Here is an 8,947-nt window from a genome sequence, read left to right as displayed (position 1 = left end):
CGCCTGCCACGGGCGGGGTGCGCACCCCGCCCGCAGGCGTGGTCGCCCGGCCGGTGTTCGCACTTCCGCCCGATCCGGAGGAGCCGGCCTGCCCGGCGGGGGCCTGGTTCACCGTCGTCGGGTCGACGGGGGCGGTCGTGGGGTCCGCGACCGGTGCGCCGGAGGTGGGCACGCTCATCCCGCCGACGCCGGTGCTCACGGCCGGCGCGGCCGACGGCCAGAACACCGCCGCGGCCACGATGCCCGCGGCCGCGAGCGCCCCGCCGAGGCCGACCAGCAGGCCGACCGGCATGCGTCGTCGGCCGTCGGGCTCGGGGTCGTACTCCCAGTCCGGGTCAGCCGGTGCGGCGGCGGGCAGCCCGGGACGGGGCGGCGGGCCGGCGGGCGCCCAGCCACCGGTGGATCCGACGACGCCGATCGGGCCGGTCGCACCGGACGGGGGCGTCCCGATCGCCACCGTCGCGCCGATGAGCGCGGGCAGCGAGCCCGAGGCGGAGTCGGTGAGCGGGTTCGGCGGAGGGGCCACGAAGGCCGTCCCGCCGGTGGGGGTCGCGGGCCCCCCGGGGATCGGGGCCAGTGCCACCGCGGGCCAGGACGCCGTGGGGCGCGGGGAGACGGCGAGCGCCGCGCCCTTCGCGATCGCGTTCTTGGGGTCGGTGTCGACGGCGACGGGCCGGCCGAGCTCCTGCGACACCAGCTGCCCGACCAGCGGCACCCGCGAGGACCCGCCGACGAGGAGCACGGCGTCGAGCGCCGCGGGCTGCAGCCCGGCGGAGGCGACCGCCCGGCGCAGCGCCTCGACGGTCTCCTCGATCCGGTCCCGGATGGCGTCCTCGAACTCGCTGCGGTGCAGCCGGACGGAGCCGCGGTGGCCGGGCAGCAGGACGGGGATCGCCGCCTCGGTGTCGGCCGACAGCGCCTCCTTGGCCTCGGTGCACTCGCGCCGCAGCCGCGCGACGGCCGCGAGCACGGCCGGGTCGGCCTCGTCGAGCCCCTCGAAGGCCTCCGGCAGGCCGGTGACGACGTGGTCGAACACCACCTGGTCGAAGTCGACACCGCCGAGCCGCTCGATCCCCTCGGGCCGCCCCTGCAGCGCGAAGTGGGAGCGGTCGGTCTTGCGCACGACGGCGGCGTCGAAGGTGCCGCCGCCCAGGTCGTAGACGGCGATCGTCGAGCCCGCGGCCACCCGCTCGCCCGCGGCGTAGTGCAGGGCGGCGGCCTGCGGCTCGGCCAGGAAGGTCACGGTGAGGCCCTGCTCGTCGAGCGCCTCGGCCATCAGCTCGAGCTTGTGCCCGCCCCACGAGGCGGGGTGGGTGACGGCGATCCGCTCGGCGGGGCCGCCCTCGCGGTCGGCGACCTGGTCGACGATCCAGCGGACCAGCCGGGCGCACAGCTCCTCCGGCACCCAGGCCCGGCCGCCGACGACGATCGGCGTCGAGTCCCCGACGCGCCGCTTGAACTCGCGGACCACCCGGTCCGGGTCGGTGACCGCGCGGCGCTCGGCGGCGTCGCCGACCAGCACCTCGCCGTCCGGCCCGACGAACAGCACCGAGGGGACGTCCGTGCGGCGGCCGGAGAGGGTGACCATCTCGGGCGCGACCCAGTGCTCGCCGGCGGGCCGGCACACGGCCGCCGCGCTGTACGTCGTCCCCAGGTCGATGCCGAGCTGGTAGCCCATCGTCGTTCCCCCCGCCGAACCGGCAGCTCTGCCCCCGGCGCGCCCCCGCGCGCCTGTGACGCCATCGCGTGGCGGAGCCGCGCCGTTATCGTCCCCGACCCCCTGCTGACACGATCGGGTGACGCCCGGGGGTGCCGGGCCCCGGAAGCCCCTAACGGCCCCCGCCCCGATCCCCTATGCCACCCGGTGGGGAACCGTGCCCGATCCCCGATGGCGGGGCCGCCCCGCGCTCCTACCTTTCGGATCAACGCCAGCCGGGGTCGCCCGGCGCGACACCGACACACGATCCACACCTGGAGACGATCCCCATGACGCTTCTCGAGTTCCTCCTCAAGCTCATCGGCAACGACGACGAGTCCCTTGAGCTCCAGGAGAACTTCCGCGAGGACCCGTACGGCACCCTCAAGGACGCCGGCCTCGAGGACCTGACCGCCGAGGACGTGCACGACGCGCTGGTCCTGATCCAGGACAACGACACCGCGTCCTTCGACCGTAACTACGACACCGGCAGCAACCACCTGGTCGCGGCCGCGGCGGCCCCGCACCACGGCGGCGGGCACCACGAGGGTGACCACGACGGCCACAAGGGCGCGGTCGAGTACATCAACAAGTACGTCACCAACAACCACGTCGACGACCGCGACACCATCGTCGACAACTCCGTGAACCAGAAGATCGACACGGACGGCGGCGACTTCCGCCAGGACATCGACATCGACGCCGTGACCGCCTCGGGCGACGGCGCGGTCGCGGCCGGTGGCGACATCGAGGACTCCACGATCACCACCGGCAACGGCAACATCGTCGGCGACGACAACCAGGTCGTGAAGGGCGACGGCAACACCACCGCCTTCGGCCAGGGCAACGCCACCAGCACCAACGTGGACGGCGACGTGACCGTCGACGACGGCTCGGCCTTCGCCACCGGCGGCTCGGCGTCCGTGGACAACAGCGACAACAGCGTGAACGACTCGGGCAACACGAGCACCGACAACTCGGTCAACGACTCGTTCAACGACGAGAGCGACAACAGCGTCGACGACTCCTTCAACGCCGACCTGGACTTCGACAACAGCGTGAACGACTCGGGCAACACCTCGACCGACAGCAGCACCAACGACTCGGGCAACTTCTCGGTCGACACCGGCGACATCGACGTCGACGACTCCGCCGTCGCGCTCTGATCACGCTCCTCGCTCCTCCACGACCTCACGATCTTCACGGAGACGACTGACATGGCTTCCCCCCAGACCCTGATCGAGCTGCTGCTCAGCCTGCTCAACGACCCGGAGGCCGCCGAGGCCTTCAAGGCCGACCCGGCCGCCTACATCGAGGGCTGCGGCCTCACCGAGTTCACCGCCGAGGACGTGCACGACGCCGCGCTCCTCATCCAGGACAACGACGACTCGGACTCCGAGCGGAACCACAACACCGGCGGCAACCACCACCACACCCCGCCGCCGCCCCCGCACAAGGAGCCGCACGAGTCGGACCACGAGCACGCGGTCAAGTACCTGAACACGTACGTGACCAACAACTGGATCGACGACCGCGACACCATCGTCGACAACTCGATCAACCAGGTCATCGACACGGACGGCGGCGACTTCCGCCAGGACATCGACATCGACGCGGTGACCGCGTCCGGTGACGGTGCGGTGGCGGCCGGCGGCGACATCGAGGACTCCACGATCACCACCGGCGACGACAACATCGTCGGGGACGACAACCAGGTCGTGGACGGCGACGGCAACACCACGGCCTTCGGCAACGGCAGCGCCACCAGCACCAACGTCGGCGGCGACCTCACCGTCGACGACGGCTCGGCCTTCGCCACCGGCGGCAGCGCGGGCGTCGACAACAGCGACAACAGCGTCAACGACTCGTTCAACGAGACGACCGACAACAGCATCAACGACTCGGGCAACGACTTCAGCGACAACAGCGTGTCCGACTCGGGCAACCTGGACGCGGATGTCGACGCGAGCACGAACGACTCGTTCAACACCTCGACCGACAACAGCACGAACGACTCCGACAACGTCGACGTCTCGGTCGACGACGTCTCGGTCGAGGACTCGATCGTCACCGCCTGACACGCCTCCCGCATGACCGAGCGCCCCGGCACCCTCACCCGAGGGTGTCGGGGCCTTCGTCGTGGACGCGGTCCTCGTGTAGGCAGAATGTGACGGACAGGTGTCCCGACGGCCGGGACCGGGGAGGACGACGATTCGGTGGCGGTACCGGCAGCGGTCCAGCTGGTCGACCTGGCGCTCAAGGCCACGTCGGCCTACGAGCGTCCGGACCTCGCCGTCCGGCTGCAGGCGACCCGGGCCCGGCTGGCCGACCCGAACGTCCGGGTGCTGATCGTCGGGGAGTTCAAGCAGGGCAAGAGCCAGCTGGTGAACGCGCTGGTCAACGCCCCGGTCTGCCCGGTCGACGACGACATCTCCACCGCCGTGCCCACCGAGGTCCGGTTCGCCGAGACCACGACCGTGACCCTGGTGAAGGTGCCGCCGGGCACCGCGGAAGACGCCGAGCCCGTCGAGGAGCGGACCGTCGTCGAGACCTCCCGGCTCGCCGACTTCGTCTCCGAGGCCGGCAACCCGGAGAACCGCGCCGGCCTGCACCACGCCGAGGTCACCCTGCCGCGCAAGCTGCTCCAGAGCGGCCTGGTGCTCGTCGACACCCCCGGCGTCGGCGGGCTCGGCTCCGCCCACGGCGCCGCGACCATGGCCGCCCTGCCGACCGCCGACGCCGTCGTCCTCGTCTCGGACGCCGCGCAGGAGTACACCGCGCCGGAGATCGACTTCCTGCGCTCGGCGATGGGCCTGTGCCCCAACGTCGGGTGCGTGGTCACCAAGACCGACCTGTACCCGCACTGGCGCAAGATCGTCGAGCTGGACAAGGGGCACCTGCGGAAGGCCGGCGTCGAGGCGGAGATCTACCCCGTCTCGTCGGCGCTGCGGCTCGCGGGCGCCGAGACCGGCGACGCCGAGCTGATGAGCGAGTCCGGGTTCGCGCCGCTGGTCGGCTTCCTGCTGCGCAAGGTCGTCGCGAGGGCGGACGACCTGGACCGCCGCTCGACCAGCCAGGACGTCCGGGCCGTCGCCGAGCAGCTCTCCGCACAGTTCACCGCCGAGCTCGCCGCCCTGGAGGACCCGGGCAAGGCCGAGGCGCTGGTCGAGGAGCTGACCCGGGCCAAGGCGCGGGCGGACGACCTGCGGCAGCGCTCGGCGCGCTGGCAGATCACCCTGAACGACGGCGTCGCCGACCTGATCTCGGACATCGAGTACGACCTGCGGGACCGGCTCCGCTCGGTCACCCGCGAGGCCGAGCAGCTGCTCGACGACGCCGACCCGGCCGACATCTGGGACCAGTTCGCGCAGTGGTTCCACCAGCAGGTGAGCCAGGCGACCTCGGCGAACTACGTGTGGACCGCCCAGCGTGCCCGCTGGCTCGCCGAGCAGGTCTCCGAGCACTTCGCCGAGGGTGCGGACGCCGCCCTGCCCGAGATCCACATCGACGGGAGCCGGCTGGGCGGCGCGGTCCAGGCCCTCGAGCAGCCGGAGGGTGAGAAGTTCGGGATCGGCCAGAAACTGTTCGTCGGCATGCGCGGCGGCTACGGCGGCCTGCTGATGATCGGCCTCGCCACGAGCTTCGCCGGCCTCGCCCTGCTCAACCCCTTCTCCATCGCGGCAGGCCTGCTGTTCGGCGGCAAGACCGTGCGGGACGAGCGCAAGCGGCTCCGCGAGCGGCGCCGGGCCGAGGCGAAGACGGCCGTCCGCCGGCACATCGACGAGGTGACCTTCCAGGTCGGCAAGGACTCCCGGGACACCCTGCGCCGCGCCCAGCGCCAGCTCCGCGACCACTTCACCGTGCTGGCCGAGGAACTGTCGGTGTCGCTGGCGACCTCGGTGTCGGCGGCCCAGAGCGCGGTGAGCACGGACGTCTCGCAGCGGCAGAAGCGGATCGAGGACCTGAAGGCCGAGATCGCCCGGGTCGAGTCCCTGGCGAAGCGGGCCCGGGCGCTGGTGGACGAGAAGTGACCGAACACTCCACCCTCCGGACCCCGGAGCAGCCGGCCGGCCTGGGCGCCGAGGTCCGCACCCTGCTCCGCCGCACGATCGACGTCTACGCCGACAGCCCGCAGGCCGTCGGCTGGCTGCGCCACCACCTCGCCCGGTTCGAGGAGCCGCTGCGCGTGGCGATCGCCGGCAAGGTCAAGGCGGGCAAGTCGACGCTGCTCAACGCCCTGGTCGGCGAGGAGATCGCGCCGACGGACGCCGGGGAGTGCACCCGCGTCGTTACCTGGTACCAGGACGCGCCGGCCCCGCGGGTGCAGATGTTCCCGCGCGCCGGGGCGCCGCGGCAGCTCACGATCGCCCGGTCGCAGGGCGCCCTGCAGCTCGACCTCGGCGGGCTCCCGGCCGAGCAGGTGGACCGGCTCGTCGTCGACTGGCCGTCGCAGTACCTGCGGTCCACCACGCTCGTCGACACCCCGGGCATCGCCTCGCTGTCGGCCGACGCCGCGGCGCGCGCCGGCGCCTTCCTCGCGCCGGACGACTCCCCCTCCCAGGCCGACGCCGTCGTCTACCTGATGCGGCACCTGCACAGCACGGACGTGCGGTTCCTCGAGTCCTTTCTGGACCGCGGCGTCGCCCGCGCCACCCCGGTGAACACGATCGCGGTGCTGTCCCGGGCGGACGAGATCGGCGTCGGGCGGCTCGACGCGCTCACCTCGGCCCGCCGCATCGCCCGCCGGTACCGGGCGGACGCGAAGATCCGGGGGCTCTGCCAGACCGTCGTCGCGGTGGCCGGGCTGCTCGCCCAGACCGGGCGCACCATGCGGCAGGACGAGTACGGGGCGCTCGCGACCCTCGCCGGGATGCCGCGCGCCGAGCTCGACGCCCTGCTCCTCTCCGCGGACCGGTTCGCCACCCGCGAGGTGGAGGGCGCACCCGCGCCGGAGGTGCGCGGACGCCTGGTGGAGCGGTTCGGGCTCTTCGGTGTCCGGCTCGGCACCACGCTGATCCGGCAGGGCGTGACCGACCCCTCCGCGCTGGCCTCCGAGCTGGTGCGGCGCAGCGGGCTGGAGGAGCTGCGCACGGTGCTCGCCACGCAGTTCGCCGAGCGACGCGAGCTGCTCAAGGCGCGATCGGCGCTGCTCGCCGTCGAGCTCGTCCTGCAGCGTGAACCGCGCCCGACTGCGCAGCCGATCGCCGCGGAGATGGAGCGGATCCTCGCCGGCGCCCACGAGTTCGTCGAGCTGCGGATGCTGTCCGCGCTGCGGGCCGGGGCCGTCACCTTCCCCGCCGACGCGCTCGACGACGCCGAACGCCTCCTCGGCGGCGACGGCAGCGGCGTGGCCGCCCGGCTCGGCCTCGACCCCGCTTCGGGGCCGGACGAGCTGCGCGCGGCCGCGCTCGACGCCGTCGTCCGCTGGCAGCGGCGGGCGGAGAGCCCGCTCGCGAGCCGGGCGACCGCCGACGCCGCGCGGGTCGTGGTGCGCAGCTGCGAGGGGATGCTCGCCCGGCTCCGCTGAGCGGCGAGGCTCAGCCGACGATCCGCTTGAGCTGCGCGAACAGCTCGCCGCGGCTCGTCGACCCGAGCCGCTGGCGCATCCGGGCCACGTGGTGCTCCACGGTCTTGGCCGAGATGAACAGCTTCTCGCCGATCTGCTTGTAGGTCAGGCCCTCCAGCACGAGGGCGGCGACCTCGCGCTCGCGATCGGAGAGCTGGCCGTCGGCGGGCTCCTCCTCGGCGGGCGCGCCGGCCGCCTCCGGGCCGGGTTCCTGTGGCCGGGCGGGGGCCGGCGGCGCCTGCTGGCCCTGCAGCGCACGGGCACAGGTCAGCAGCGCGCTCATCGCCCGGCGGTCGTCCGTTCGGATCGCGGCCTGCCCGGCCAGCTTGCCGCCGTCCCAGGACAGGCCGACGGCGTGCAGGCCGCGCGCGGCCGCCTCGACCGCGCCGGCGTCCACGTGCGAGTCGAGCAGCGCCACCCAGTGCGGCGCCGCGACCGCCATGGCCTCGGCGAACCGGCTGCCGCACGCCGCGCCCTGCAGGGCCGCGGCGTGCCCGGCGGCCTCCTCGCGGTCCTCGGCGAGGATCGCCGCGTGCAGCCGCGCCCAGTGCAGCGGCGCCGCCCAGAGCGGCGGGCTGCCGAGGCGGTCGAGCAGGGCCTCGGCCTCGTCGAGGTGCGGACGGACCCAGCTCGGCTCGCGCAGCCGGGTCGCCGCGATGGCCAGCTCGCCCAGCGGCTGCAGCACGAAGAGGTCGACGGGGTGGCGCACGATCGCCTCGCGCGCGCGGGCCCACAGCGGCATGAGCGAGGCGAGGTCGCCGGCGCGGCGGGCGAGCGCGACCTCCAGTGCGGAGGCGAGCAGCTCGTCGCGGGGTTCGAGGGCGTCCCGGCCGATGGCGTCGAGGTGCGCGCGGGCGGACCCGAAGGCGCCGCGGTTGAGCGCGATCCAGCCGAGGAGGAGGCGGTGCCGGGCCGCGGCGGCGGGCCCCCCGAGCCGGACGGTGACCGCCCGCTCCAGGAGCGACTTCGCGACGTCGAACTCCCCGGTCTGCACCGCCACCATCGCGGCGAGGGCGGCCGGGGTGTCCGGCAGCAGGGCGGCGCGGGTGGAGGACTCGAGCAGCGCGGCCGCCCGGGCGAGCTGGGAGAGCGCGCGGGTCGGCGAGCCGGTGACCGAGTCGAGCACGCCCTGCGCGGTGAGCTCCTCGGCCCCGGCGAGCAGCGTCGGCGGGCGCGCGGGACCGCCGGTGGCCGGACCGCCGCCGAAGCCGGGCGGGGCACCGAGGACGGCACCGGCCGACGTCGCGGGACCGCTCGGGACCGGCGGCGGGGCCGGGGTGTGGAGCGCGGCCCGGGCCTCGCCGAGCGCTCCCGTGCCGACGAGTGCGGGGATCGCGAGGGCCGTCGGTGCCCCGGCCCCGGCCATCCAGCGGTACAGCTCGGCACTGCGGGCGAGCATGCCGCGGTGGGCGAGGACCGCGGCGGCGACGGTCCCGGCGCGCAGGGCGTCGTCGACGTCGACCCGGTCCAGTGAGGACAGGACCTGGTCGGCCTCGGCGAGGGCGTCGTCGAGCCGGCCGGCGCGGATCGCGGCCTCGGCGCGGCGCGCGGCCAGCGGCAGGGCGGGCGCCCCGGCGGCCACGGCCGCGGTCACCGAGGTCGGCCGCACCGTGGACCGGGACAAGGCGCAGCGGGTCGAGATCGTCGATGCCGACGACGTCGTCGTCGCTGCCGAGGACATCACG

General features: G+C 74.3%; 6 protein-coding genes. 4 read left to right on the top strand and 2 right to left on the bottom strand.

The window, feature by feature from the left end; genetic code table 11:
• Window positions 1-1,678, bottom strand: a 1,678-nt coding sequence (locus AB0B41_RS41635; protein WP_358212569.1) for an Hsp70 family protein, incomplete at its 3' end; no start/stop codon positions are given.
• Between the two features lie 308 nt (window positions 1,679-1,986).
• Here AB0B41_RS41635 and AB0B41_RS41630 point away from each other — a divergent pair.
• The 4 genes from AB0B41_RS41630 to AB0B41_RS41615 all read left to right on the top strand — a co-directional run bounded on the left by AB0B41_RS41630 (window position 1,987) and on the right by AB0B41_RS41615 (window position 7,223).
• Window positions 1,987-2,862: an IniB N-terminal domain-containing protein gene (locus AB0B41_RS41630; RefSeq protein ID WP_358212567.1), complete on the top strand. Its 876-nt coding sequence runs from the start codon at window positions 1,987-1,989 to the stop codon at window positions 2,860-2,862.
• A 51-nt stretch (window positions 2,863-2,913) separates the two neighbouring features.
• Window positions 2,914-3,774 (top strand): IniB N-terminal domain-containing protein, encoded by an 861-nt coding sequence (locus AB0B41_RS41625; protein WP_358212566.1) that lies wholly within the window; start codon window positions 2,914-2,916, stop codon window positions 3,772-3,774.
• Between the two features lie 138 nt (window positions 3,775-3,912).
• Window positions 3,913-5,727, top strand: a complete 1,815-nt coding sequence (locus AB0B41_RS41620; RefSeq protein ID WP_358212564.1) for a dynamin family protein — start codon at window positions 3,913-3,915, stop codon at window positions 5,725-5,727.
• Entirely contained in the window at window positions 5,724-7,223 is a 1,500-nt protein-coding gene (locus AB0B41_RS41615) for a dynamin family protein (RefSeq protein ID WP_358212563.1), read from the top strand. The genes AB0B41_RS41620 and AB0B41_RS41615 overlap by 4 nt, the downstream gene beginning before the upstream one ends.
• Before the next feature lie 10 nt (window positions 7,224-7,233).
• Here the strand turns inward: AB0B41_RS41615 and AB0B41_RS41610 are convergent.
• On the bottom strand, window positions 7,234-8,947 hold a 1,714-nt coding region (locus AB0B41_RS41610; protein WP_358212561.1), incomplete at its 5' end, for a helix-turn-helix transcriptional regulator.

The sequence above is a fragment of the Pseudonocardia sp. NPDC049154 genome (assembly GCF_040648315.1).
In the GTDB taxonomy this organism is placed as follows: Bacteria; Actinomycetota; Actinomycetes; order Mycobacteriales; family Pseudonocardiaceae; genus Pseudonocardia.
This window is presented reverse-complemented; position numbering and strand designations above follow the sequence as displayed.

Excerpts from the sequence above, each read along its gene's own strand:
- AB0B41_RS41630 (WP_358212567.1), top strand. The coding sequence starts at position 1,987 with ATGACGCTTCTCGAGTTCCTCCTCAAGCTCATCGGCAACGACGACGAG.
- AB0B41_RS41625 (WP_358212566.1), top strand. The coding sequence starts at position 2,914 with ATGGCTTCCCCCCAGACCCTGATCGAGCTGCTGCTCAGCCTGCTCAAC.